Origin of the sequence: Paenibacillus pabuli (assembly GCF_039831995.1) — a bacterium.
GTDB lineage: Bacteria > Bacillota > Bacilli > Paenibacillales > Paenibacillaceae > Paenibacillus > Paenibacillus pabuli_C.
The window spans coordinates 1,663,703-1,688,773 of record NZ_JBDOIO010000003.1; the positions used below are offsets into that span (position 1 = coordinate 1,663,703).

Annotated in this window: 26 protein-coding genes; all 26 read right to left on the bottom strand. The window is 47.0% G+C overall.

The window, feature by feature from the left end; all coding sequences use genetic code 11:
* Positions 1-76: 76 nt before the first annotated feature.
* The 26 genes from ABGV42_RS09450 to yfmF all read right to left on the bottom strand — a co-directional run bounded on the left by ABGV42_RS09450 (position 77) and on the right by yfmF (position 25,021).
* Entirely contained in the window at positions 77-1,096 is a 1,020-nt protein-coding gene (locus ABGV42_RS09450; protein ID WP_347381455.1) for an acryloyl-CoA reductase, read from the bottom strand.
* Positions 1,097-1,141: 45 nt separating this feature from the next.
* Positions 1,142-1,543 (bottom strand): hypothetical protein, encoded by a 402-nt coding sequence (locus ABGV42_RS09455; RefSeq protein WP_347381456.1) that lies wholly within the window; start codon positions 1,541-1,543, stop codon positions 1,142-1,144.
* A gap of 12 nt (positions 1,544-1,555) precedes the next feature.
* Positions 1,556-1,786: a hypothetical protein gene (locus tag ABGV42_RS09460; RefSeq protein ID WP_347381457.1), complete on the bottom strand. Its 231-nt coding sequence runs from the start codon at positions 1,784-1,786 to the stop codon at positions 1,556-1,558.
* A gap of 387 nt (positions 1,787-2,173) precedes the next feature.
* Positions 2,174-3,628, bottom strand: coding sequence for a nicotinate phosphoribosyltransferase (locus tag ABGV42_RS09465; RefSeq protein ID WP_347381458.1), 1,455 nt, complete (start codon positions 3,626-3,628; stop codon positions 2,174-2,176).
* Positions 3,629-3,790: 162 nt separating this feature from the next.
* On the bottom strand, positions 3,791-4,354 hold the full coding sequence (locus tag ABGV42_RS09470) for a cysteine hydrolase family protein (protein WP_347381459.1): 564 nt from the start codon (positions 4,352-4,354) through the stop codon (positions 3,791-3,793).
* A gap of 64 nt (positions 4,355-4,418) precedes the next feature.
* Positions 4,419-5,222 (bottom strand): NUDIX hydrolase, encoded by an 804-nt coding sequence (locus ABGV42_RS09475; protein ID WP_347381460.1) that lies wholly within the window; start codon positions 5,220-5,222, stop codon positions 4,419-4,421.
* A 58-nt stretch (positions 5,223-5,280) separates the two neighbouring features.
* Positions 5,281-5,706, bottom strand: coding sequence for a PaaI family thioesterase (locus ABGV42_RS09480; RefSeq protein ID WP_347381461.1), 426 nt, complete (start codon positions 5,704-5,706; stop codon positions 5,281-5,283).
* A gap of 307 nt (positions 5,707-6,013) precedes the next feature.
* Positions 6,014-6,427: a RicAFT regulatory complex protein RicA family protein gene (locus ABGV42_RS09485; RefSeq protein ID WP_431523642.1), complete on the bottom strand. Its 414-nt coding sequence runs from the start codon at positions 6,425-6,427 to the stop codon at positions 6,014-6,016.
* A 317-nt stretch (positions 6,428-6,744) separates the two neighbouring features.
* Positions 6,745-8,301 (bottom strand): tRNA (N6-isopentenyl adenosine(37)-C2)-methylthiotransferase MiaB, encoded by a 1,557-nt coding sequence (gene miaB, locus ABGV42_RS09490; protein ID WP_347381463.1) that lies wholly within the window; start codon positions 8,299-8,301, stop codon positions 6,745-6,747.
* A gap of 412 nt (positions 8,302-8,713) precedes the next feature.
* Positions 8,714-9,286 (bottom strand): phosphate propanoyltransferase, encoded by a 573-nt coding sequence (gene pduL, locus ABGV42_RS09495; protein ID WP_347381464.1) that lies wholly within the window; start codon positions 9,284-9,286, stop codon positions 8,714-8,716.
* Between the two features lie 198 nt (positions 9,287-9,484).
* Entirely contained in the window at positions 9,485-10,453 is a 969-nt protein-coding gene (locus tag ABGV42_RS09500; RefSeq protein ID WP_347381465.1) for a dipeptidase, read from the bottom strand.
* A 102-nt stretch (positions 10,454-10,555) separates the two neighbouring features.
* The gene (locus ABGV42_RS09505; protein ID WP_019005392.1) at positions 10,556-10,816 is read right to left on the bottom strand and encodes a stage V sporulation protein S; all 261 of its coding nucleotides are present in this window, start codon (positions 10,814-10,816) and stop codon (positions 10,556-10,558) included.
* Between the two features lie 117 nt (positions 10,817-10,933).
* Positions 10,934-11,728: a TIGR00282 family metallophosphoesterase gene (locus ABGV42_RS09510; RefSeq protein WP_347381466.1), complete on the bottom strand. Its 795-nt coding sequence runs from the start codon at positions 11,726-11,728 to the stop codon at positions 10,934-10,936.
* A 157-nt stretch (positions 11,729-11,885) separates the two neighbouring features.
* Positions 11,886-13,427 carry a ribonuclease Y gene (rny, locus tag ABGV42_RS09515; RefSeq protein ID WP_153978046.1) on the bottom strand — a complete coding sequence of 514 codons (1,542 nt, stop codon included), beginning with the start codon at positions 13,425-13,427 and terminating at the stop codon, positions 11,886-11,888.
* A 307-nt stretch (positions 13,428-13,734) separates the two neighbouring features.
* Complete coding sequence (locus ABGV42_RS09520; protein WP_347381467.1) at positions 13,735-14,472, bottom strand: regulatory protein RecX; 738 nt, start codon at positions 14,470-14,472, stop codon at positions 13,735-13,737.
* A gap of 279 nt (positions 14,473-14,751) precedes the next feature.
* Positions 14,752-15,816: a recombinase RecA gene (recA, locus tag ABGV42_RS09525; protein WP_347381468.1), complete on the bottom strand. Its 1,065-nt coding sequence runs from the start codon at positions 15,814-15,816 to the stop codon at positions 14,752-14,754.
* A gap of 245 nt (positions 15,817-16,061) precedes the next feature.
* Positions 16,062-17,318, bottom strand: a complete 1,257-nt coding sequence (locus ABGV42_RS09530; protein ID WP_347381469.1) for a competence/damage-inducible protein A — start codon at positions 17,316-17,318, stop codon at positions 16,062-16,064.
* A 105-nt stretch (positions 17,319-17,423) separates the two neighbouring features.
* Complete coding sequence (gene pgsA, locus ABGV42_RS09535) at positions 17,424-18,011, bottom strand: CDP-diacylglycerol--glycerol-3-phosphate 3-phosphatidyltransferase (RefSeq protein ID WP_347381470.1); 588 nt, start codon at positions 18,009-18,011, stop codon at positions 17,424-17,426.
* Between the two features lie 323 nt (positions 18,012-18,334).
* Positions 18,335-18,826: a YajQ family cyclic di-GMP-binding protein gene (locus ABGV42_RS09540; RefSeq protein WP_095287698.1), complete on the bottom strand. Its 492-nt coding sequence runs from the start codon at positions 18,824-18,826 to the stop codon at positions 18,335-18,337.
* A gap of 151 nt (positions 18,827-18,977) precedes the next feature.
* On the bottom strand, positions 18,978-19,142 hold the full coding sequence (locus tag ABGV42_RS09545; RefSeq protein WP_164764158.1) for a hypothetical protein: 165 nt from the start codon (positions 19,140-19,142) through the stop codon (positions 18,978-18,980).
* Positions 19,143-19,215: 73 nt separating this feature from the next.
* On the bottom strand, positions 19,216-20,274 hold the full coding sequence (locus tag ABGV42_RS09550; protein WP_347381471.1) for a RodZ family helix-turn-helix domain-containing protein: 1,059 nt from the start codon (positions 20,272-20,274) through the stop codon (positions 19,216-19,218).
* 70 nt (positions 20,275-20,344) lie between these two features.
* Positions 20,345-21,112 carry a DUF3388 domain-containing protein gene (locus tag ABGV42_RS09555; RefSeq protein ID WP_347381472.1) on the bottom strand — a complete coding sequence of 256 codons (768 nt, stop codon included), beginning with the start codon at positions 21,110-21,112 and terminating at the stop codon, positions 20,345-20,347.
* 187 nt (positions 21,113-21,299) lie between these two features.
* Positions 21,300-21,563 (bottom strand): DUF3243 domain-containing protein, encoded by a 264-nt coding sequence (locus ABGV42_RS09560; protein WP_347381473.1) that lies wholly within the window; start codon positions 21,561-21,563, stop codon positions 21,300-21,302.
* 121 nt (positions 21,564-21,684) lie between these two features.
* A complete protein-coding gene (ymfI, locus tag ABGV42_RS09565; RefSeq protein ID WP_431523606.1) occupies positions 21,685-22,434 on the bottom strand; it encodes an elongation factor P 5-aminopentanone reductase in 750 nt (249 codons plus the stop codon).
* 22 nt (positions 22,435-22,456) lie between these two features.
* Entirely contained in the window at positions 22,457-23,737 is a 1,281-nt protein-coding gene (yfmH, locus tag ABGV42_RS09570) for an EF-P 5-aminopentanol modification-associated protein YfmH (protein ID WP_347381474.1), read from the bottom strand.
* A gap of 3 nt (positions 23,738-23,740) precedes the next feature.
* A complete protein-coding gene (gene yfmF, locus ABGV42_RS09575) occupies positions 23,741-25,021 on the bottom strand; it encodes an EF-P 5-aminopentanol modification-associated protein YfmF (RefSeq protein ID WP_347381475.1) in 1,281 nt (426 codons plus the stop codon).
* Between the last annotated feature and the right edge of the window lie 50 nt (positions 25,022-25,071).

A 25,071-nucleotide genomic window follows, 5' to 3' on the forward strand; every position in this document is an offset into this window, starting at 1 on the left:
CGTTTCCTTCCTTTCGCACCACTTCGTGATTCGTGGCAATCTTAGGTAGGATTAGCATGTCTAGGAGTAAAGAAACTTATTCGGTTGGTACGTCTTCCGTCGTATTTACCACGGTACGACCCACCGCACCACCCTGCAAAATGTTCTCCAGCGTGTGTGGCAGCTGTGCCCAGGAAATCTCCTGAATGCCCAGCTCCAGCGCACGATCCGGCTTCCAATCCCCGCCAAGCAGGTTCCACAAGCGTTCCCGTCGCTCCATTGGACAATACACGGAATCGATCCCGATCAATTGAATGCCCCGGATGATAAACGGAAATACCGTTGACTCAAACCGTGATCCGGCGGTCAATCCAGATACTGCAACTGCACCTCCATATTGGACCTGTTTCAGACGTTCTGCCAGGGCTGGACCTGCCGCCGGGTCTACAACACCTGCCCATAGCTGTTTGCCCATCCCCCCTTTGGCCGGGGCATCCGCTTCTTCGCGTGATATAACCTGTGAGGCGCCCAGATCTATAAGCAACTTCTCCTGTTCTTTCTTTTTGCCTGTACTTGCTGTCACTTTAAAACCCAGCTTCGCCAAAATGGCCACGGCCATACTTCCAACGCCGCCGGTTGCACCTGTAACCAAAATGTTGCCCATGTCCGGTGTAACTCCTGCCTGAAGCAAAGCATCCACCGACAGGGCTGCCGTAAAACCGGCTGTGCCGATTGCCATGGCTTCCTTCTCACTGAGACCCGGTGGCAGCGGTACTAACCACTCAGTGCGCAGGCGAGCGTATCTGCTGTAGCCTCCAAAATGAGACACCCCTGGCTCAAAGCCTGTGCTGATCACCCGGTCGCCTGGTGCAAATCGTCCGCTTACGGACTCTTCTACAGTACCTGCCAGATCAATCCCCGGTACCATGGGATACTCACGAACAACGCCGCCTTTGTCGATTGTAGCGAGACCATCCTTATAATTGACACTGGAGTACTGGACTTGTACAGTCACATCTCCATTGGGCAGATCTTCTTTTCTCAACTGTTCTACGGCTGCCTTAACTCCGCCCTCTTCTAGATTCCGTACGACATATGCCGGGAATGTATTCTCCATGTATATCCTCTCCTTAAGGTTGGTGTCTTTCTGATCTCAAGCTGCTCATTTTCTATCCACTACCAAATACACGAGTGGCCCGACCAGAGGTATAACCCCTATTACCGCCCACATACGCGATCTGCGGCTGAACACAGCATCCCTGTAAATTGCAAGGACTGAGAGCAGCGTCAATACGACAAAATCAATCGTCATAATATGTACAAGGGAAGAATGTCTGAATGCTTCCGTATATACAGCCAGATGGCCTTGAGTAAAACCGTACAGTGCTGTACCCAATGTCAACAATAAAAGTATACCATGAGTCAGTTTGTGTCCTGCAATCCGCCCTACTCCAGAGTTACGACGATAACCGAAATGATGATGTTCATGTCCCGATCTACTCCGCCGTGGTGATGACAATGCGAAATAAGGAATCAGCGCAAAGGCACCCAATCCAAAAGACAACAGCACAAACGGCTAAACAGGTATACGGCTTCCACGCTCGTTTGCTGGTGTTTTTAACAGGAGACATGCGAAGACCGCAGGGAAAATGCCCAGCCATGAAAATACGGTCATTAGCCATGCTTCCTTGCTTTGCAGCGTAATCAGCTCTTTGAACACAGGATCGCTCCCCAGAGGCTTTCCTGGTGCCCAAACCCATGCATAAGCCACGAAGGCCAGCCAGATGATCCCTAAGATCCATTTCAAGATGTACACCTCCTTCATTGTTTCATCCCCCGAGGCTGCATACTTGAAACAGAAAACGCAAGATTCTAAACTACCCACGAAGTATATCCTGTCTGTGCTGTCTATAACCACTGCATAATGCTGATCTAATCCATGTCTCCAGAATGATGTAGAATTTTGATGTCTTTTGCAATTTCCCGAGAAATAATTACGCCTGTGCAAGACAAACATCGGTCACCAACCCTTAGTATACTGTGGTTCCTACCGTCTCCGTCGTGACGTTAAACACAATCGTGTCAATCCGTAAAGGCATGCGTGAAGCTGCCGAACGTTCACAAAAAAAAACAGATCTAAAACCAAAAAGGCATAACCCGGTAAATATCCTACCGACTATGCCTTCTTCATTGCTCATTCCTCTGTAGATTGTACGTGTTCAGCAATCAGCTTTTGCTTCATATTCCATGCCGCCGGGCTGATGTTAACACGGTAAATTTCCGGATTGAGCTTACGCAAATACTCTGGCCAGAACAAATCCATCTGTTCTCGATGGTATCTGCGGATTTCATCCAGTGTAGGCAGCTCATATACTTTAAACCCATTCACAAAGATCGGTTCGAGCATATTTACCGCTTCGTAGCGCGTTACGGTCTTTTTGAGATACGGGTGTAGCGGGTTGAACAGCTTGAGCGGCCCGCCCTGAAGCGGCTGTTCTTCTCCTGGATAGCAGATATAGTCTGCGATGGCCTTACCATGTTTCGGATCAATGATCCGGAAGACTTCTTTTTTGCCCGGAGTCGACACTTTCTCAGGATTAGCTGATATTTTGATCGTCGGCAGCATGGTACCATCCACTTCACGTTCTACCAGTTTGTATACCCCGCCGAGGGATGGCTGGTCGGATGCCGTTATCAGCTGTGTACCCACGCCCCATGTATCGATGCGAGCGCCCTGAGCTTTCAAGTTGAAGATCGTGTTCTCATCCAGATCATTGGACGCCACAATTTTAACATAATCCAATCCTGCTTCATCCAGCATTTGACGTGCCTGAATGGACAGGTAGGCAAGGTCACCGCTATCGAGCCGGATGGCATTCATTTTCTTGCCTTGGCTTTCGAGCATTTTGGCCGTTTTGATCGCATGAGGTACTCCACTGTTCAGCGTATCAAATGTATCTACAAGCAGGGTCACCTGATCAGGCAGCACTTTTGCGTAGACGTCAAACGCCTCCTGCTCACTCATAAAACTCTGCACCCAGGAATGTGCATGTGTCCCTGCTGTCGGTATGCCAAAACGTTCTCCTGCCAGCATGTTGGACGTTGCATGGAAACCCGCGACATACGATGCACGGGCACCCCATATGGCCGCATCTGCTTCCTGAGCCCGTCTGGTTCCGAATTCTAGCAGTGTGTCCTGGCTGGCCACCTGTTTGATCCGCGACGCTTTCGTTGCAATCAATGTCTGATAGTTCATGAAGTTAAGTATTGCCGTCTCCACCAGCTGCGTCTCCATAATGGAGCCTTCTACCCGAATGAGCGGTTCGTCAGGGAAAACGAGCGCTCCTTCTTTCATGGAATGAATTGTCCCCTGAAATGAAAACTGGAGCAACTCTTCCAGAAAGACAGGATCGTAATTTTCCTCTTGTTTGGATAAATACTTGATGTCTTCCATTGTGAATCGAAGCTGGCTGATATAGTTCACAATCCGTTCCAATCCGGCAAATACGGCATAACCGTTACCAAAAGGAAGCTTGCGGAAATAGGCCTCAAACACCGCTTTTCGTTTGTGAGTTCCATTCACCCAGTGCGCATACATCATATTAATTTGATATTTATCCGTATGTAAAGCCAGGCTAGTCGTCTGCATTTGTCTCATCCTCTCTGACTTCCGCTCGTGACACAAGTGTATCCTGTGCACACGGGTCAACATGTGGAGACTCCTCACTTTTGTTTCTGAACATTTGTAAGTATATGAGTCTCCGGATTATTCCTGCTCATCATTTTATCAACGTTATCACTGAATGCCAGGCTAAGCCCTCGCTAGTACGGTCTCACTAGCCTTAATGACCTGAGCCCCAAGGCATGATCGGAAATGTCCGAGTGCCCACTCATGTCCTGCTGAATTGAAGCTGGCAACGGCATCTTCATACACCGTGATGTGAAAACCTTTATTGTACGCATCCACTGCCGTATGCAAAACGCAGATATCCGTACATACACCAATCAGTGCGATATCTGTAATCCCGCGTTCACGCAACCTGAGTTCCAGGTCTGTACCACAGAATGCGCTGTATCTTGTTTTGTCCATCCAACGAATGTCTTCATGACGTTCCTGCATCACCTGAGCCAGACGGCCATATAGCTGTCTTCCTTCAGTACCTCTAATATTATGCGGTGGGAAAAGTGCCGTTTCCGGATGGTACGAATCACTCTCTTCGTGCAGATCAACTGCCATGATGACTTCATGCTTATTATTACAATATGCTTCCGTTATCGCGGCAACTGTCTCCTCAATCTCAACCGCCGGCTGCCCTACAGGCAAGGATCCGTCCACGAAATCACGAGTAAAATCAATCACAATCAGTGCTTTCATCGTCCACACTCCCTTTTGAGAATAGGTTGATCCAGATACACTCCTTAATGATAAACTTCCGAAATTAAGTATAGATCGACAGACGGGGTACAAGTTCCGTGAAACGATAAAGCTGCGCAGGACGCTGTGAATACTGATTGGAACTTAGCAGGTTCCCTTCTTCGTCCCGTACTTCTTCTACAATTCCTTTTCGACTGCGAGTGGAAGTGATTTTCCGAATGAAATTCGGTTCTTCAAAATCGGGCACCACACTTTGGATGACCTGGTACAGCTCGCTTAACGTAAAATCACGGGGCAAAAACTGGCGTGCAATCGTCGTTTCCAGCATCTGCTGCTGAATTCGGCGGTAAGCATCCTCAATGATTGTCCGGTGATCAAAGGCAAGCTCCAGCTCCTCCAATGCTTCCTGTATGGTAAACAGGCCCACATCTTCAGCATCATCCGCCGCTTGGCGATGTTCCAGCATCCATTCTTCTACAAGCGCGAAAAATGCATGAGAGATAATCCATCCCCTCGGATCACGCCCGGGTTGACTATATACATTCAAATATTCCAGATGTCCGCCGTCGACACCAGTCTCTTCCATTAACTCACGCTTTGCGGCATCATAAATGGACTCATTTTCCTGGCAAAATCCACCGGGCAAAGCCCAGCGACCTGCAAAAGGCCAGCCTTTGCGCTTGATCAGCATCACTTTCAGTTCGCGAATGGGAAGTGTCTTGGTTACCGTCTTGCGTTCTCTCTTGGTTAAGGTGAACATCACGATATCCGCAGGAACGCCATCGGGGGTACGATATTTCTTGGAACTATAGGCAAGAGCCGCCTGTTCATCGTTCTCTTCATTGACGTGTTCGTAGTTTTCGCTCATGGGCACCACCGACTACTTTCATTTTGATAATCTCATTATGACATAATAATATCGTTTGTCAACCTTTGGATTGCGTGCTTGGTGTTTTTGCTCGTGCTACACGGAACGTTGCTGTTGCCATACATCCCAGTGTACCTGATGCATCACGAATTTCCGATTGGGCGGTGATACTCCGTCCAGCTTGGTGCAGCACTGTCGCTGTCACCATTAATTCACCCTGTTTCATCGGTGCCAGAAAATGTACATTCAGATTGGTCGTAACACAGCTGTCTACAGCCATCGCTGCTGTAGCCACCATCCCCATCGCTTGATCCATCAGAGAGGTGAGCACGCCGCCGTGAATAATTCCCATCGAGTTCGTATGATGTTCGCCAGCCGTTAATGCGATCTGTACTTCCTTTTCATTCCCTTTGATATAACGACAACCCAGGAACCCCCAGAATCGTTCATTTCCCTCTTCGACCATTTTATCCAAAATATCCATTTTCCATTTCCCCTTTGTTGCACATTAATGTTATCGACTAAGTTGTCTAATATTTTTTAATTTTACTCGTGTCCTTGTTGCAGACTCTTTGGGATAGCATCGCCTTCGTACAAGAAGACCGTTTCTATTAAGCCTGCGCTTGCCAGCCTAGTCTTATTCCTGTATGGCGTTCATCAGCACGTACACGCGCAAAAGAACCCCACTGCGTGGAGCTTTCCTTCGAAATGTATTTCAAAGTCGATTGTGTTAGCTCCCTGTTCCTATAAGTCAAAAAAGGCGCGGACGGCGTCCGCACCCTTCTTGTCCATTAACCGCAGCTGGTCGGAGGTGAATCCGTGCCTGCCTCCACATTCACTTTCTCGGAAACCGTATCCCGAATGACGGAGATGACAAGTTGTAGCAGGTAGTTGATATCGCTTTGGCTCTGCTGGAACTCTGTTACCAATGGGATGCTGTCCAGTTCGTCCTGCAATTCTTCAATTTCCTGTTCAATTTTGCTGACCATCTCTGCATTTTTGAAGCTTTCGAAGGCAACAATCTCCTTCTGCTTCTTCTTGATGGTTGCAATCAATTGCTGGATACGCTCATGATCGCGAATTTTGGACTCAGCCTGTTGGAACTGTCTCACTTCCTCACTTGTGCCGAGCATATCAGCCAATTCTTTGGCTTTTCCCATAATGTCGTCGCGTATGACCAGATTGCGCGTATCGTAGGTAGGCATTCCATAATGGTTGTACTGCACTTCTTCCTGCGCCACTGAAATCGCTCCATTTCTATGAGATAGTATGAGATGAATCCCCGGCAAAATATTAGTCCTAAACGACCGCTAATTAGACCGCTACGGTTACGGATCGTTCTTCCGATCGCTGTTGTCCCCAAGTTTCTCTGATTAAATTTATCAAATGTTAGAACTACGGGACAAAGGCGAACGCTACCGCTTCTACAGAATCGATTCCGTCCCCTTCGCTACTTTCGCTGTAACGCCCAAAACCTAATATCATGCCACTCGGATTCATCTTATTTGGTTGTGTTCGAGTATTACTGATTGGCGGCTACCGGCTCGGTGAGCAGGTTGCCACGGATATAAAAAGTCATCGGATCGGTAATTTCCACGTTCACAAATGTACCGATCAATTCTTTGGGTCCTTCGAAATGCACCAGCTTATTACTGCGTGTACGTCCTGCAAGGACGTTGGAATTCCGCTTGCTCTCACCCTCGACGAGCACTTCAACAATCTTGCCACGCTGCTGTTCATTGCTTCTGTGGCTGTATTCGTTGATGGTTTCGTTTAGGCGTTTCAAGCGTTCCTTCTTCACTTCCATCGGCACGTTATCCTCCATCACCGCGGCAGGCGTACCTTCACGCGGGGAGTAGATAAATGTGTAGGCAAAGTCATATCCCACTTCACGCACCAGTGACAACGTATCTTCGAACTGTTCATCTGTCTCACCCGGGAAACCAACGATAATGTCCGTGGTCAGAACAACATTAGGGATAGCAGTTTTAATTTTATCCGCCAGCTGGAGATAGTGTTCACGGCTGTACTTACGACTCATGCGCTTCAGCACTTCTGTGCTGCCAGACTGTACTGGCAGGTGGATGTGTTCCACCAGGTTTCCACCTTTGGCAAGCACCTCGATCAGTCGATCATCGAAATCTCGTGGGTGACTGGTTGTAAACCGTACACGTGGAATGTCAATTTTGCGAATTTCGTCCATCAGGTCGCCGAAGGTGTATTTCAGATCTGTGAAATCCTTGCCATAAGCATTAACATTCTGTCCAAGCAACGTGATTTCCTTGAATCCCTGCCTTGCCAGATCACGAACCTCGGCGATCACATCTTCCGGTCTGCGACTGCGCTCCTTGCCCCGCGTAAACGGAACGATGCAATATGTACAGAATTTGTCACAGCCATACATGATATTCACCCAGCCGCGCATGCCTTCACGTTTCTTCGGCAGGTTCTCGATAATGTCGCCTTCCTTGGACCATACCTCAACAACCATTTCCTTGCTGAAGAGTGCTTCCTGAATCAAATGAGGCAGCCGGTGAACGTTATGTGTTCCAAAGATCATGTCCACGAAGCCATGCTTCTGCATGATCCGGTTCACGACACCTTCTTCCTGGGACATGCACCCGCATACGCCGAGAAGCAGTCCTGGACGCTCCGTCTTCAGCGTTTTGAGGTGACCCAGCTCACCAAACACCTTATCTTCTGCATTTTCCCGGATGGCGCATGTGTTCAGCAATATAATGTCCGCTTCTTTGCGGTCCTCGGTTGCCTGATAACCCATGGATTCAAGAAGTCCCTTTATCGTCTCCGAATCATGCTCGTTCATCTGACAGCCGTACGTATATACGATATAGTGCTTGCCTTTACCGATCGTTTTTAGTTCGTCCGGTACTGCGTTCTCATAGAGCACCTGAACGTCTTCCTTGCCCCGTTGTTTCTCCTGACGATGATTAGGCTCCGACTTGATGTTGATCTCACGGCCCCGAATTCGAATCTTTTTGCTGAATTCATCTTGCGAAATTACTTTGGCATCGGAGAAATCAAAATACTGGGAGTAATCCTTTTTTGAGTCTTTAGCCATTTCCTTCGGTCACTCCTTACAGCCTCTATTAATAAAAGTTTCAAGTTCTTAAGACGATACGCTGCACCTGGCAGTTGTATATTCGTTCAATATGAGCAGCAACCACATCAAAAGATCACCATCTCATATTTCCAAATCCGTTACCTCTCTTGGATTCATATCGATTTCGTACAATATGCACCAAAAGAGCATTACATCAAATTATAACATGAACTGGGCTGTAATTCCACATTCCAACCTGCCAGTCGTTTAACAATCGTAGCATACAAACTCTGCCTCATAAGTGACGTAAAATACATAAAAACCCGAGCACAACCCCTTCGCTGTGTTTAAGAACAGCTCTCCAGGATGTACTCGGGTTTCTTAAGTGGATCCAACCGAAATAACTCGGTTGAAGGTGACGTTCATTTGATTAGTCGATGATTTCAGCAGTGTCGCCGTTACGCGCGCCTGCAGCATTAGCTTCATCTGTGTCGATATGCATGTCCAGTGCGAAGGAGTCGGAAACACGAGCCAGTACATTTTCAAGTACAAGACCACGATCTCCACCGAGGCGAACTTTCAACATTTGTTTGTCCTCGATACCCCATTTAGCAGCATCGGAAGTGTGGAAGTGGATATGACGGGCAGCAACGATAACACCTTTATCGATCGTAACTTCACCAGCTGGTCCTTTGATCGTGATGCCGGGTGTACCTTCAATGCTTCCAGACTCGCGCACAGGTGCCTTAACGCCAATGGCGAAAGAATCAGTCATTGAGATTTCCAGTTGTGTTTCAGGACGCACAGGTCCAAGGATACGCACTTTATCAAACTGTCCTTTGGAACCGATTACTGCTACTGTTTCGTTCGCAGCAAATTGACCAGGTTGGGACAGAGGTTTAAACTCAGTCAATTCGTAGCCTTTACCAAACAAAATTTCAACGTGCTCTTGGGATACATGAATGTGACGGGCAGATACGCCCACAGGTACTGTTTTACTCATCGTGAATTTCACTCCTTGTTTATCTGTGGCCTACGATTAGGCTCTTAACAATCCAATGGTATTATACCCCTTTTTAACGTGAAATGAAAACGAACTGGTGAAAATTCATGAAATACACTTATTTTACAAGGAACCGTTTCCTTATTTTGTAACAAAGTCTGTATTAAATGGTTGTGCTTACGCTAAGGCAATTGGTGTTTATTTCAAATTCCCCTTAGGCAGATGATTGCCCAGATAACTCATGGCATTATCCCACATCCAGCCGCGTACCAACTTTTCGTCGTAGTGTTGGAGTAGCGTTTCAATTAACCTCGGATATTGGCCCGTGTGTTCAAGACCTTGAATGTACGTGGGTATTCCATCAAAATCGGAGCCCATCATCAGGTGCTGCTCCCCGCCAAGCGAACAGATCTGTTCGATATGAGGCAGCAAATGTTCGATTTTAACCTCGCCCTCCTGCTTCACAAACCAGGGAACAAACGTCAGTCCGATTCGCCCATCCCGTGCAATGATAGCCCGGATCTGGTCATCCTTCAGATTACGCACATTCCGACAAACCGTATAGCTGTTGGAATGGGAAGCAATAAATGGACGCTCACTCAGCTCTGCAAGCTCCCAGAACCCCTTCTCCGTCAGATGTGACACATCCAGCAGCATACCAATCCGATTACAAAGACGAACCAGCTCCCTGCCTCTCTCGGTCAGTCCGGCTCCGCGCTTCTCCAACACGCCGTCAGCTGCCCAATTGGCATAATTCCAGGTTAGCCCTACGATCCGTACCCCCATTTGGTAACAAAGCTCTAGATAAAACAGGTTCCCCTCGAGTCCGTCTACACCCTCCAGCGTCAACAGACCCCAAGGATTAATCGTTTGGCCGATCTCACTAACCTGCTCCCGCCATAATAGCTTTTGTACACCCTCAGGCCGTTCCTGGGTTTTCTCCACACGTGTGCGATAGACTTCCAGTTGACCAACGACATGTTCAAATTTGCCCCTGCCAAGCACTTCTGGCAAGTATATGGCAAATGCCTGCAGCTCTACATTCCCTTGCTTCATCCGCTCCCGATTGACATCCAGTGTTGAACCATCCTCGAAGGACAGGGCAGATTGCAACAACATCTTGCTGAGCGCATCACAGTGAAAATCGGCTACGTGCCACTTGGCCATGATTAACCCTCCCTATGTATTTCCTTTACTTAATTAGCCTATAGACAGAATGCAAAAAAACCTGTCTACTCTGTAAACAGGTTCAATGCATCATCACATGTATTATCTGGGCTCCACAATCAGCTTAATGGCCGTTCGGTCCTCACCGTCTATCACAATGTCTGTAAAAGCTGGAATACAAATCAAGTCAACTCCGCTTGGTGCTACAAATCCCCGGGCTATCGCTACCGCTTTAATGGCTTGGTTCAGTGCTCCCGCTCCAATGGCCTGCAGTTCAGCATTTCCACGTTCACGAAGAACTCCTGCAAGTGCGCCGGCTACGGAATTAGGATTGGACTTTGCTGAAACTTTTAATACTTCCATGGTAAGTACCTCCCTGGGAATGTTGAATGTTTGTTTCCACTTACTAGATGTTATTCGCGGGAGGTAAAAAAATTCCTTCTTTTTAGACGGGTTTCCTTGCAAAATGGGACGATACCCCTATTCCATGCGCCACTCGTCTTCCATCAGACGGATTTTTTCAATTTTGGTTGCTGCACCTGTGGACTCATCAATTTCAACGAAAACACCGTGGAAATGCCACTTGCCGTCATCCACTACAAAGCGTACCGGCAACTGGGTATAGAATTTTCGCAGTACCGCTTCACGCTCCATTCCCAGGATACCATCACGCGGTCCAACCATGCCCGCATCCGTTAAGTATGCTGTTCCACCAGGTAAAATACGGTCATCATTACTTTGTACATGCGTATGTGTACCTACGACCAGTGATGCACGCCCATCCAGATGCCAGCCCATGGCAATTTTCTCTGAAGTCGCCTCGGCATGCATATCGACCAATATACATTTGTGATCCTGGCGCAGCTCATCCACAATCTCATCCGCAACGCGGAACGGGCAATCGAGTGCTGGCAAAAACGTACGACCCTGCAAATTAACGATGGCTAGCTCCTTGCCTTCACCTTTGACCACCGTGTATCCTCTGCCTGGTGTTCCTGCTGGAAAGTTGGCAGGTCGGATCATCCGTGGTTCGTCATCTATAAAATCAAAAATGTCCTTATTGTCCCATGTATGGTTGCCAAGCGTAATCCCGTGCACACCCCAGTTGAAAAATTCATTGGCAATAGCCCCCGTGATTCCACGGCCAGCTGCTGCATTTTCTCCATTTACAATAACCACATGTGGTTTATATTTCGTTTTCAGGTACGGCAAGTTCTCCTTCAAAGCCTTACGTCCTACGTTACCCACAATATCACCGATAAACAGTACTTTCATTGCATTGCCTCCTTAATTCCCCGCAAGTTTTGCTTGGTGTAATCAGTCTCAAGTCTTTGCGGCGTTCCTAACCCATCAATTCTTCTTCTTAAAATGCCCCTACTGGGCTATCAACAGGAAAAGTGGCCCACTACAGCGGCCACTTTTCCGTAAAGCTCTATTTAGCGTATTCAACCGCCCTGGTTTCCCGGATGACGGTGACTTTGATATGACCCGGATAATCGAGTTCATTCTCGATCATCTTGGTGATGTCACGTGCGAGACGGAATGCTTCCGCATCGTCGATTTTCTCAGGCTGCACCATAACGCGAACTTCGCGTCCAGCTTGAATGGCATACGATTTCTCGACACCTTCGAACGATTCCGAAATCTCTTCCAGCTTCTCCAGTCGTTTGATATACGTTTCCAGTGTTTCGCGGCGTGCACCCGGTCTTGCTGCAGACAGCGCATCTGCTGCGCCAACCAGCATGGCAATGACCGAAGTGGCTTCGCAATCCCCGTGATGGGACGCGATACTGTTGATTACTACCGGATGTTCTTTGTATTTCTTCGCCAGCTCCACGCCGATTTCAACGTGTGATCCTTCCACTTCGTGATCCAGCGCTTTACCGATGTCATGCAATAGACCTGCACGTCTTGCAAGTGTAACATCTTCTCCGAGTTCGCCAGCCATCAGTCCAGCCAGATAAGCGACTTCCATCGAATGCTTCAAGACGTTCTGACCGTAGCTTGTACGGAACTTCAACCGGCCCAGTATTTTGATCAGATCTGGATGCAGACCATGTACACCCACTTCAAAGGTAGCTTGCTCACCGTATTCACGGATGCGCTCGTCCACTTCTTTGCGGGATTTCTCCACCATCTCTTCAATGCGTGCCGGGTGAATGCGTCCGTCAGCCACCAATTTCTCGAGGGCAGTACGGGCAATCTCACGACGGATCGGGTCAAAGCCCGACAGAATAACTGCTTCTGGCGTATCATCGATAATAAGGTCAATCCCCGTAAGGGTTTCAAGCGCGCGGATGTTACGTCCTTCACGACCGATAATACGGCCTTTCATTTCTTCATTAGGCAAGGTTACAACCGATACCGTTGTCTCTGCCACATGGTCAGCTGCACAACGCTGAATGGCAAGGGTAATAATTTCGCGGGATTTTTTGTCCGCCTCTTCCTTCGCCTGCTGTTCAATGTCCTTGATCATTTGAGCCGTCTCATGACGAACTTCCTGTTCTACGTTGGACAGTATGATACTGCGTGCATCTTCCATGGTGAGGTTGGATATACGCTCCAGCTCCGTCACCTGATTTTTGTAGATCATTTCGATCTGCTGCTGTGTCTCATCAATTCGTTTCTCTTTGTTGGCCACTTGCTCTTCTTTACGTTCGAGTGACTCCATCTTTTTATCCAGCGACTCTTCTTTTTGCAACAATCGTCTTTCTTGTCGTTGAATTTCATTACGACGTTCACGAGTGTCTTTTTCAGCTTCGGCCCGAATGCGATGAATTTCATCCTTCGCTTCCAGCACCGTCTCTTTTTTCTGTGCTTCTGCCTCTTTCTTCGCGTTCTCAACGATCTGTACGGCAGCTTGTTCCGCACTGGAGATTTTAGCCTCTGCAAGAGATTTGCGAATAAAATATCCGACTCCGAACCCAATAACGAGCGCGGCCACAACGAGAACGATCGTGATTGCAGGATTCATACTGTTCACCTCCTCGTTGGTTCCTCCAAGGCACTCCTTGGGTCAATTTGCTGTTTTCAGACTTACATATGTTTGGGAATAACGATACCTACGGCGATCCCCCGCCGATTTTCATTTCAAGTGTACATGTTACCACGTACTATTCGCTGTCTTCAGCGAATCCATAATCATGAAGGGTAAATCCAAAGAAACCGAAACCGCTTTTTTGGAAGGAAAAAGGGTTGTCCATTTCTTACAGACTCATGTCCATTTTAGTATTTGACGAAAGAAATTGTCAAGAGAATGCAGGCACACTGTGTAGTCTCTGTTAATCCCATGGCAATAACTCGTCATCTTCAGAATCTTCGGCTTCATCTTCTTCAATTAAACAATTCACAACTTTACGTACCATATCCATAGGAAAACCGCGTCGCATCAGGAAAGGAAGCGTTTTACGTTTTTTCTCCGCAACGTCCCCTTTGACCTGATTCCACTTCTTTCGCCCTGCGGTCAAAGCTGTCTCAAACTCCACATCCGAATCCACGCCTTCAAGCGCTTCAACGATGAGCTCATTGGCAATGCCCTTTTGACGCAGCTCTTGCCTTATCCACAGTTTTCCCTTCCTCTGGCCTGTCATACGCTGCCTTGTCCATTCCTTCGCAAACCCTTCATCGTCCACCAGCTTCTCCTGCTCAAGCCGATCCAGGACTTCTTCAATTAACGGTCCGGCGAATTCTTTCTGACGGAGCCGCTGGCTTAATTCATGCCTAGTACGCTGTTTGTGCTCTAAATAGCGCAACGCCTGCACATAGGTCTGCTGCCGCTCATCCGCTACTATGATCTCCTCGAGATCCTTCTTCACAAACGTGTTGCCCCGGGTCATTCGATACTTGATCATTACATCTTCCAGAACAGTAATCGAGTACAAACCAAACGTGATCCGGTACCGGGCCTGCCTGCTTTTTGTTCGTTCTACCCGTGTAATGGTGAGTTCTTCGTTATCCGGGAATTGAGAGATTCCCTCCAGTTCTGCTTTTTCGTACAAGTCATCATCATGTTGATCCATTCAGGTCTCCCTCCTCTTTGTTCAATTCTTTATCTCCTGATTATGAAACACCTATCTGCTTAAAGAAAACAGCAGACCAAAATGCAAAAAGCCGGGAATCCAACCCGGCTCACAGCTCTCTCAATAAATGTGCTAACAGCCCCTGTCCAATGGACAGGAGCTGTTAGACAGCACCAGAACACGAGCCATCTCCCCAAACACGATCGGATCAATTTCATTCACACCAATCCGGGAAGTCCAGTAAGTGAACACCTTCTGGAACCTCCCTGCTCGGAAGAATTACTCGTTGATTTCAAACAATTCTTGTTCTTCTGCTTCTTCTTTTTGTTGATCTTCACTCGTTGGAGCTGGAACAACCGTCGTCAGATTGCTTGCTTCACGGATTTTTTGCTCAATCACTTGTGCAATCTCTTTATGCTCTTTCATGAACTGCTTCGCATTTTCACGACCTTGGCCCAAGCGTTCGCCTTCGTAAGAATACCAAGCACCACTTTTATTAACGATATCCAGTTCTGTACCAATATCAATGATACTGCCCTCTCTGGAAATACCTTCACCATACATGATATCTACTTCTGCTTGTTTGAACGGTGGTGCAACTTTATTTTTGACAACCTTCACACGCGTACGGTTCCCGATGATGTCATTGCCTGATTTAATACTCTCAATACGACGTACATCCAGACGAACTGTAGAGTAGAATTTCAGGGCACGGCCACCAGGTGTTGTCTCAGGGTTACCAAACATTACGCCCACTTTTTCACGAAGCTGGTTGATAAAGATAGCGATAGTTTTAGATTTGCTGATTGCACCAGACAGTTTACGCAACGCCTGAGACATCAGACGTGCTTGCAAACCGACGTGGGAATCCCCCATCTCGCCTTCGATCTCAGCTTTTGGTACCAAGGCAGCTACAGAGTCGACAACGATAATGTCAACAGCACCACTGCGCACAAGTGCTTCGGCAATTTCCAATGCTTGTTCGCCCGTATCCGGTTGGGACAAAAGCAATTCATCAATGTTAACACCCAGTTTACTTGCATACGCTGGATCAAGAGCATGCTCGGCGTCGATAAATGCAGCTTGTCCACCGACTTTTTGCACTTCAGCAATTGCATGCAACGCTACAGTTGTTTTACCTGAAGATTCAGGTCCATATATTTCAACAATCCGGCCTTTTGGCAAGCCGCCTGTTCCAAGTGCTATATCCAGAGCCAAGGATCCGCTGGGTATGATTTCCACTTGCATGTGAGTTGACTCACCCAGTTTCATGATAGATCCTTTACCAAATTGCTTCTCTATTTGACGGAGCGCCATATCAAGCGCGGCACGACGGTCTGACAATATGCTCACACCCTTTACTGTTTATAAGATAATGATACCTTGTTTTAACACGTTTGCCAAGCTTTTTTTCGAACATACATTCGTTTTTTTGTAAAAGGCCGAGGCGCCTCTTCCTGGGCAAAACTTGCAATAAAACAGAAAAAAGAACCGCAAATAAGGCTGAATGCCTAATTCTACGGTTCTTCCGTCTGCTTTGATTATACTTGATTATCCCTGTAAAAGCAATTCTAGGTATGCCTAGTCACCTAGTCCATAGCAACAAGTTTCCGCCATAGACGGTATAAAATAGCCTTGGTTGAACGGATGCGGACCGTCTCCCGATTTCCATTGATACGCAATTCGTGAATCTCCGTCTCTTTTCCCCGCTCAGCGAGAGCGATAAAAACCAGACCTGGTGGCTTGCGTTCAGAGTAACCTGGACCAGCCACCCCTGTAACGGCCAGACCAAAATCGGAATCACCGATCATGCGTACCTGCTCAGCCAACACTTTCGCAACTTCAGGGCTAACAGCCCCAGGAGCATCTTCCCCCTCCAGATAGTCATGAGGAACATTCAGCAGCTTTTCCTTTATTTCGTTGGAATAACATACGATTCCGCCTTTAAGCATGGATGCACTGCCAGGAACCGAAGTCAGACTCTGCATGACAAGCCCTCCTGTACAGCTCTCAGCCGCGCTTAGAGTCAGACCCATATCAGACATCATCGTTACGATAGTGTACTCTATAGGCACATCCTCGTTCGCGTAGAGGTGTTCTGGCAACCGTTCCCGTATGAGTACCTCCATGGCATCCAGCTTCTGCTTAGCCTCATTCTCACTGGGGGCTTTGGTGGACACCCGTACCGTTACTTCTCCCTCACTTGCATAAGGTGCAATCGTAGGATCGGTTTGGCTATCAATCAAATCAAGCAGACGGTCTTCCAATGCCGACTCGCCGATCCCGGCAAATTTCAGCATTTTCGAATAGATTGGCATCTCTTTCGTAAGTACATGCTGGAACAACCAAGGTTTGACTTCTTGCTCAAACATGGGAATCAGTTCTTTTGGTGGCCCAGGCATGACAATATAATGCTTTCCGTTATCCGAGATGGCATTCCCCGCCGCAAGGCCTGTTTCATTAGCCAGCGGGGTCCCTCCTTCAACCACGATGGCTTGGCGCCGATTGTTCTCTGTCATCTCCACATTGCGATCCCTGAAGAAGCTTTCGATTTTATCCATTGCCATCCGATCGATATGTAGGCTGCGTCCCAACACTGCCGCTATGGCATCCTTGGTTAGATCATCCTGCGTGGGTCCGATACCGCCCGAAAAGAAAATGACGTCAGCTCGCCCTTGGGCAATTTGAATGGCTTCACTAAGACGATTCAGATTGTCCCCTACCACAGTTTGAAAATAAACGTCGATCCCGATAGCAGCCAATTCGCGGGATAAATATCTGGCATTCGTATTTACGATCTGTCCGAGCAGCAACTCTGTTCCGACTGCGATAATTTCTGCCTTCATTCAGCATCCTCCTGTACACAATGTGAGTGATCAAAGGGCAATAGGATGTTTTCCTATTGCCCTGAGCGCAAGCTGTTCATAAATTACCCGTTTTACCTTAAACTTTTACGCTTTTGATAAATTAAGCAAATTTTTGTTTTTGATGAAATAATCAATGCCAGACCAAATTGTAATAATCGCCGCGGCCCAAACTGCTATAACATCAACATGAACCCCGGTATAAGAGAACGGGAAGTTGTTAAGCAGAAGCAAAACGATCGCTATGATCTGCACGACGGTTTTCAGCTTGCCCCAGCTGCTGGCCGCAACAACCGATCCATCCAGCAAAGCAATTTGGCGAAGACCCGTCACCGCAAACTCCCGACTGATGATGACGACAGCAATCCATGAATCCAGCTTACCCATCTCAACAAGTGAAATGAGCACTGCAGTCACTAACAGCTTGTCAGCCAGAGGGTCAAGCAGCTTGCCCAAATTGGTGACCATATTGTTTTTTCGTGCCAGATATCCATCAATTCCATCCGTACTGGCTGCAATGATGAAGATAATGGCAGCGATCAGCTGATTATACGGAAGCGATAAACTTCCAATCTGCAAAGGCTCCGGATAAAATGGAAAGTCCACGAGCAGAAACACCATTAAAAAAGGGATTAAGCAAATTCGTGCAAGCGTAATCCGGTTGGGTAAATTCACAAGACGCCCTCCCTCTTATCCTCCAATACTCCAAACAATCATCTTAATCCCGTATCCATCATCCGGAAGGTGAACATGTAAAATTCACTGAGTACACCACTGATCTCATATGTAAAAACGCAAAAAATAAAGTCAACCGTTCAAACGCAAAATCGTTTTAAACGTTCCGGCGACCTCCAAAAGGTGTACTGCTTTTCACAAAGTCAGCAAAACGATGATGACTGGGCTTTATGCTTGATTGCTAGCAATGCACACTTAGTATAATATACGCCAATTGCAGTGTCAAAACACGTTTTTCCACAACAAAAATGGACGTAACAAACTTATTTGAAATTGGTATATTGCAAATCAAGAGGCAGATTGGCACCATTCAAAAGCTGCATAACGGCTTGCAAATCATTTTTACTCTTACCAGTTACCCGGAGCTGGTCCCCTTGAATCTGACTCTTCACCTTCATTTTGGAATCCCGAATCAGAATATTGATCTTTTTCGCGATATCCTGATCAATTCCCTGTTTAAAACTCAGACGCTGGCGTACTGTGCCGGATGAAGCTGGCTCCACTTTGCCATAGTCAATGTTTTTGAGCGGCAGATTCCGCTTAGCCATTTTGGATTGAAGTACATCAATGACAGCCTTAAGTTTGGTTTCATCATCGGATACAATTGTCAATGCATCCTTGTCCAGTTTTAAGCTGCTTTTGCTGCCCTTAAAATCGTAACGTGTGCTGATTTCCTTTTCCGTCTGTGTAACGGCATTCGTTAATTCCTGCAAGTCCATTTTGGACACGATATCGAACGAATTTTCTGAGCTCAATCTGGTCACCCTTTCAATTAATCATTTGTTCTGTGTAACATTATAGAGGATTCGCCCCGGAAAAGTCTAATTTTGAAGGGGTAAATAAACGAAAAAGCATTTTCGACCACCGCTTTTTGCAGTAGCCAAAAATGCTTTAACGCACAGCAATCTAATATCGGCTGCGGTTGGGCTGTCTGAACATATCGAGCACGCCCAAAACGACGTGTGCAAGTCCAAAGCCCAAAATTCCGTAACCCCAAGCGCTTGGAGTCAAATAATAACCCAGGAGGCTGACAATGATTCCCAAACCTGTGACGATCCAGCTGACTGTCATAGCCATCCACCTCGCTTTACCGAAAGTTAACTGCAAGTGAAGACAATCTTATTGTCTCCCGCAGTTAATACCCTTATTCGCCGCCTGTGGCAGAGCCTTCGGTTCCTGCTTCGGATCCTTCGACAGAGCTTGAGTTCGTTTCGGTAGATGTGCCTGCACTTTCATCTCCTAATTGAAGACGAATCCGGTTGGTGGCCTTACCATCCGTTACGACTTGACCTCCAACTTCAATGGTCGTAGCAGCAGCATATCCAGACTTAATGTACAAGCCGGTACTATCCAGATCAAAAGACATACTGTCTCCATCAGCTGTCATACCAAATTGCAGTTTTTCTCCGCTTGAATTTTCACCTTTATACACTTCGAGCCAGCTCTGACCCGAAGCATTAATGGTAACCTTAACCGGTTGACCTGCACTTCCATTTACTTTGAAATTCGTAATATTACCCGATTTACCATCTTCAGCAACCGTTACTGCCCCAGCATTATCTGCAGGCTCTTGATCTTCGGCGTCATTCGGGGTTTGTTCATCCGTTTGGCCTTCGGTATCCGTCTCACCAGCAGCATCGTTACCACCACCATTGCCACCTGCTTCTCCTTCTCCCTGACCGGTTTCTTGACCTGTAGAGTCGTTATCCGGTGGAGTGGACGCTTGCCCGTTGTCCGTCGTCTCATCAGGTTGGTCATTTGGCGTTTGCTGACTGTCTGTAATTTTGGTTTGATCCACACCTTGCGTATCTGCATCATCTCTGTTCATGACTACATACACGTACAGCAAGGCAACAATCAGAATCGGAAATGTCCACATTAACGCTACAGACATCCATCGATTACTGCGCTCTACTGGCCGACTCGAACGTTTTTGAATCACGGGCTCCATCGTCGCTTCCGTTTCCTCTGCCGGTACATCTTTTTTGTGTCCCTCCAGCAGCTCATCAGGGTTTAGTCCCACCGTCTCCGCATAGGTTTTAATGAAAGCTCGCACGTAAAAGCTGCCAGGCAGCACCTTATAGTCCCCAGCCTCTATAGCTTCCAGATACCTCTTGCGAATTTTAGTCATTTCCTGTACATCGTCGAGACTCATCCCTTTTTGCAGCCGGGCCTCTCTTAACTGCTGACCCAGTTCAGACATGCCATCTCCTCCTTATGTTGATCATTTCTCTTTGGTTGTTGCTATCTATTCCATGATTCCGTACGGAGCCTTACAGTTCGTCGGTGTAGCTGGCCGTAAACGTATCATAAATAATTTCCTCATTCGGACTGTTGCGAAGTTCAATAATAATATCAAAATCATTATAGTCATATTCCGATTCCTGCACAAAAATATCAGGATGCTCAATGACTTTGGTGCTCGGCATCGTCATAATATCCTGCAACAGATTATAATGCCGTTCACTTGAACGAATCGTACTTACAATGCCATCAATGATAAACACATTGTTTGGGTTCATTTCGTCCTCGGAGAGCTGGCTCCTTATGGTTTGACGAAGCAAAGTAGACGAAACAAACGTCCATCGTTTCATTGCACAAACGCTGCCAGCGATTATTGATTCCGTTTTACCGACACGAGGCATGCCCCTCAGGCCGATAACCTGATTGCCTTCCCTTTTAAATACTTCACCCAAAAAGTCCACAAGTAACCCAAGTTCATCCCGGGTGAAACGAAAAGTTTTGCGATCATCGGAATCGCGGTCAATGTATCGGCCATGACGCACAGCCAAAATGTCGACCAGTTTGGGCTGGCGCAGCGCAGAGACGGTAATGCTGTTCACTTTTGCAAGCATCTCACCCAGCAAACGAATCTTCTCATCGTCATCGGATTCAAGCAGCATTCCCCTTGTCTTGCCTTCAACACCGTTAATGGTCAATATATTCACTTCAAGCATCCCCAGCATGGAGGCAATGTCCCCCAACAAACCGGGTCTGTTCTTATGTATTTTGTATTCCATATACCATTGTTTAGATTCCATTTAAACACCCCGTAATGCAATATTCCACATTGTTCGACAGCAACAGAACGTGTCCGAAGGACACCGAACTGAGACATCTTCTAAAAATGGGTCACGTTAATGATATATAAAAAGAAAATGAATTACAAGAACAGGTCTGTAATCATTAGAGAAAAGCCCCCTTGCGGGAGCTTTCCATCGGTGCAGCTTATGCGTTTTGTTTGGCCAGTTTGACCATCAGGCGCGCAATCGTACGACGCTCTTCGGCATCGCCGACATCCCATATTTCTTTCAATGCCCGGTTGGAATGGTTCGCTGGATCCACTTTCTCATCCAGAAAGTCACCAATCTCATACGCAAGTTTGTTGATGGTATCTTCACTCATCCCCATCTTCTCGGCTTGCTGTACGCGATCACCCAAGAACTTTTTCCATGTGTCAAAACTGCTGAGCACCGTTTTATCTGTTGACATGATAAATCCTCCTTAGCTGTCGCATGAGATTTAAAATCAACAGTTGTAATATGTGCCTACCGGGCAATTAATATACAGGATAAATCATCCAGCAAGCCGGGAGCCGTCAAACTGCCACACTTCAGGTAAGCCAGCCTCCATTAGGGCTAATGATCTGGCCGTTAATATAACCAGATTCCGGTAGCGCGAGAAAATAAACAAGTGACGAAATTTCATCAGGCTGAGCAAGTCGCCCGGCTGGAATTTCCTCCTCCAGCATTTTCAGTTCATCCTGATCCAGGTGATTCAGCATTGAAGTTTGTACAGCTCCGGGGGCTACCGCATTTACGGTAACACCTGAAGGCGCAAGCTCTTTCGCAAGAGCTTTCGTAAAGGCATTTACGCCACCTTTCGTGGTGGAGTATAACACCTCACAAGATGCGCCTGATAATCCCCAGATGGAGGATACATTAATAATTCGTCCATAACGCTGCGAAATCATGTGTGGCATCATGATCTGAGTACACATAAATGTGCCTTTCAAGTTAATGGCCATCACTTCATCCCATATTTCTTCAGTCACGTCAGACAACAACCCATAATGTGAAATACCTGCGTTATTTACCAGAATGTCAGGCATCAATCCATGGGACTCCAGTTTTTCACGCATACGTTCAATCTGTTCCCGGCTGCGAAGATCTGCGGACACCGTCATTACTTTGCCGCTGCCCTTTTCCATGCACCTTCTCGCCGCCTCGTTGGCTGCCTCATGGGATTTCATATAGTGGATTACCACGTTCATGCCAACCATGGCAAACCGTTCTGCAATAGCTGCCCCTATACCTCCGCTTGCTCCAGTAACAAGTACTGTCATGTCTCCAATCGGCTTCATTTGTCCTGTTCCCCTCTCCATTTTACGGACTCACGACAAGCGATACAGCCAGTTGTTCCCAGCGAATATGCTCTTCCAGTCTGCGATTTACTTCCTCCAGTGTGATTGATTCATATATGGGAACCATGTTGAAAAAATCACCGCCACGGAACTGCTCACGGGTAAATTCATGTGCAATATTCTCCGGTGAATTAAGCATGCGCAAATATCCCCCGATTTTCTTTTTGCGGGCACGCTCAAAGTCTGAAGCTTCGAATCCCTTCTTAACAATGGCATCCACCTCTTCCCGTATGCGAGCCAGCAATAGATCCGGGTCTTTAGTATCACCACCGACGACAGAAAACGCATACTGCGGCGAACTGATGTATTCATGCCCGAAGCTGTCCGAGATGAGATCTTCGTCATACAGTTTTTGAAACAGGGCCGTGCTGGAGCCGAATAAAAGATCCAGCATTAACTTGGTCGTCATATCGCGCCGCAGCAGATTTTCCCCCGTGAATCCAACATCCGTTTCCTTAAAGCCAAACAGACACTTCGGCAATGAAACCGCGAGCCGTGCTTCTCGTCTGGCTTCCACGACCCCAGCAGGTTCCTCTTCAAATATCCGTTTGATCTCACCTTGAGGTTCGTAGTTTTTCTCCGCCTGGTTCGAACGAACCATGTCCATGACTTCTTGTGGTTCGACTCCACCTACTACAAATAAAAGCATGTTACTTGGATGATAAAAGGCATTGTAACACGTGTACAGCGTTTCTTTGGTTATCGTGCCGATTGATTCAACCGTTCCCGCAATGTCTATATGCACTGGGTGTTTTTGGTACATCGCTTCGATCAATCCAAAATAGACACGCCAGTCCGGATTATCGGCATACATATTAATTTCTTGTGCAATAATACCTTTTTCCTTGTCCACATTCTGGTCCGTAAAATAAGGGTTTTGCACAAAGTTGACTAATGTTTGTATATTTTCATTCACATGTTCTGTCGCAGAGAATAAATAAACGGTCTGGTCAAAACTCGTAAAAGCATTGGCCGACGCTCCATTGGACGCAAAAGTAGCAAAAATATCCCCTGTCGGCTCCTCAAACATTTTATGTTCCAGAAAATGAGCAATACCGTCGGGAACCTGCACTTCTTCCTGACCTTCCACCTGAAAATGATTGTCTACAGAGCCGTATTTGGTTGCAAACGTGGCAAAGGTTTTCTGGAATCCGGGTTTGGGCAATACATAGACATGAAGCCCATTATCCATGACTTCGTGGTACAGCGTTTCCTGCAAATGCTCGTAATGTATGCTCTCCACCAGTTATTCCCCCTTCTCATCCCGCAAGAAGTAGATCGTGTCCAGCCGGAATTGCTCTGCCGCCTCACGAACGTTTTCTTTGCTGATTTGCTCAACCTGAGCGAGCAGCTCGTCAGCGGTCCGCTCTTTGCCTGATAACTGACGATTAAAGTCATAAGCTATCATCTCAAAAGCAGAATCCTGCATTTCTTTGAGCAAATTGCGGATCATTGCTTTGGTCTGAGACATTTCCAGATCACTAATGTTTCCGTTTTTCATTTCATCTAACTGCTGCTTGATGATCGTAACAGCTTTTTCGTAATTGGGAATTTCAATTCCGGATTGAATCGTAGCGATGCCTTTATGTCCGTCATATCGGGAGGAAGCATAGTACGCCAGACTCTCCTTTTCACGAACATTAACGAACAATTTGGAATGCGGATACCCTCCAAGAATGCCGTTGTACATTAATGCTGCTGCATATTGCGGGTCTCCATACGTAATGGAGGTGCGAAGTCCCATATTTAGTTTGCCTTGGTTAACATTTAGTCGTTCAACGACCGTCTCCACTTCTTTGTCACCACGGACGGCCTGGTTTGTCACATAATTAGAGGAATGTGCACGATTTACATCAAAGTGTTTTTGAACTAGACTTTCTACTTCTTCGAGGGTCGTGTCGCCTACTACATACAGATCCATACTTGCCTGCTGCAGCCACGTCTGATAAGCGGTAGTTAAGGCATCGGGTTCAATTCCCGGCAAATCCTGACGTTTCCCTAATGGATGCAGGCGATACGGCTCGTTTTTACACATTTCCTCGATACTGCGCTCTGCCGCATAACGCATTTTATCATTTACAACAGACTCCAGCTGTTTGCGGACAGTCTCACGTTCTGACTGCACATAGGCTGTCCGGAAATGCCCATCTTCCAGAGCCGGCCGAGTAAGTACCTCTCCCAAAAACGCAAAGGAACGATCCAGAAGCTGTTCATCCCCGCCTACAAAGGAATCATTAATCGTGTCCATCCGGAATTGCACGATCTGGTAATCTCCGCGCTTGTATACGTCAAACCCGAAACCAGCCCCATACAAATGTTCCAATTGCTCACGAAACTCCGTTGTTTCAGGATAAGACTGGGTTCCACGACGAAGCACAAATGGCGTAAGCGCTACTTTGGTGACCGTTTCCTCTTGCAGCGGGACTCCTGCATACAACGAGATAGCAAAAGTCTTGAAACGTTTAGTGGGCATTACATGGATACGAAACTCCTTTTGGCTGCCCCGTTCAAATCCTGATGTATTCAAATGTCAAAACCCCTTTACGGCGTCATTTGTTATGCATGATCTCGGTAACT